Raw genomic sequence first — 1,451 nt, forward strand, 5'->3', positions numbered from 1 at the left:
GCTCGCGCTACCCGGCAGACCTAGTTGAGAGCGACGGGGGTGAGGTATGAAAGAACGCCCGATTCTATTCAGCGGCGCGATGATCCGCGCCATTCTGGCAGGCCAGAAAACGCAGACGCGGCGCGCGGCCAAGCCGGTGAAGCATCCAGACCTTGGCCACATCTGCACACCTGGCGCACTGGTGCTGGAGCGCGAGCCGCAGCATGTGATTGACCGTGCATGCCCGTACGGCCGCCCCGGTGATCGGCTGTGGGTGCGGGAGACGTGGGGCGTTATCAGCCATTCGTGGAATGAGCACGGCGAAATGACGGACTGGATTCCCGACCGTCCCGCCAAGCCCATCCGCGAACTGCCATTCGGCAAGTGCTACTACACCGGCCACGTAATCTACGCTGCCGACGGCAGCAATCAATGGGCAGGCGACGACGATGGCGGCGGCGAGCCACGTTCAGCATGGCACCCATCCATCCACATGCCTCGTGCAGCCAGCCGCATCCTGCTGGAAATCGTCAGCGTTCGCGTGGAGCGCCTGCAGAGCATCAGCGAGGCCGACGCCGAGACAGAAGGCTGCGAGCGGCTGGATTCAGAACGTGACGAACGCGACTGGAAAATCTGCCCGCAATGCGGCGGCACACGACTGCACTCCGCAATGGGTGGCGGCGGTGGCGTCATCTTCGATTGCGACTGCCGCGAGTGCGACACCTACGTAAAACGCTACCGGCACCTGTGGGAAAGCATCAACGGTGCTGGCAGCTGGGCGGCCAACTCGTGGGTATGGGTGGTGGAGTTCAAGCGCGTTGAGGCCACCCCATGACCCAACAAGCACTCATCTTCGACGGCCCGATGACGGGCCACGCCGCCGCCCACCTGATCACCACCGCCATGCGCCGCCGCATCCTGGCCACTTACTGCCGCATGGGGCGCAGCAGCGTCACGTTCTACATCCGGGAATCGGCCGGCCTGCTCATGACATGGGCGGGCGGCGGCTTGAAACCGGCATGGGTGCAGCAATGGCTGGACAAGGGCGGCAGCCTAGACGACTTGGCCGTCACCATCACAAAGGACACAAAACAATGAACACCGAACACACCAAACACCCCTGCGAAACCGTAGATGCCAGCGCCGACGTGATGAAGCTGGCCGAAATGATCCTGAGCGACTGCGGCTGCTCTACCGCCATCAGCGACCGCCTGCAGCGCCGCGTGGCTGGCCGCATTCAGCAGCACATGGATAGCGCGCTGGGTGGTCAGCAGGCCGAGCCGGATCGGCAGGAGTTTACTGTGGCATCCCCTGACGTTATTGAATTTTTGCGTGCTTTGCAGGTTCGTCATCACGACCCGCGCAGAGAGGACGATAGCGTGCTAGGGCGAATCGGCCTAAAGGCATCGTGCCTGCTGGCAAATATGTCGTCGCAGCCCGCCGTCGCCCAGCCGCCAGCCGTGGCCGTGCCG

At 63.5% G+C, this 1,451-nt stretch carries 3 protein-coding genes; all 3 read left to right on the forward strand.

The window, feature by feature from the left end; all coding sequences use genetic code 11:
- The first annotated feature begins 46 nt into the window (after positions 1–46).
- A complete protein-coding gene (locus FLQ44_RS11385; protein ID WP_147694462.1) occupies positions 47–814 on the forward strand; it encodes a hypothetical protein in 768 nt (255 codons plus the stop codon).
- Positions 811–1,077 (forward strand): H-NS family nucleoid-associated regulatory protein, encoded by a 267-nt coding sequence (locus FLQ44_RS11390; protein WP_147694463.1) that lies wholly within the window; start codon positions 811–813, stop codon positions 1,075–1,077. Before FLQ44_RS11385 ends, FLQ44_RS11390 begins: the two co-directional genes overlap by 4 nt.
- A partial coding sequence (locus FLQ44_RS11395; RefSeq protein ID WP_147694464.1) for a hypothetical protein occupies positions 1,074–1,451 on the forward strand: 378 nt, incomplete at its 3' end. The genes FLQ44_RS11390 and FLQ44_RS11395, both read left to right, overlap by 4 nt.

It is taken from the genome of Vogesella mureinivorans (assembly GCF_007644035.1).
GTDB classification, from domain to species: Bacteria; Pseudomonadota; Gammaproteobacteria; order Burkholderiales; family Chromobacteriaceae; genus Vogesella; species Vogesella mureinivorans.

Coding starts and splice junctions, on each gene's coding strand:
- FLQ44_RS11385 (WP_147694462.1), top strand. CDS start 47: ATGAAAGAACGCCCGATTCTATTCAGCGGCGCGATGATCCGCGCCATT.
- FLQ44_RS11390 (WP_147694463.1), top strand. CDS start 811: ATGACCCAACAAGCACTCATCTTCGACGGCCCGATGACGGGCCACGCC.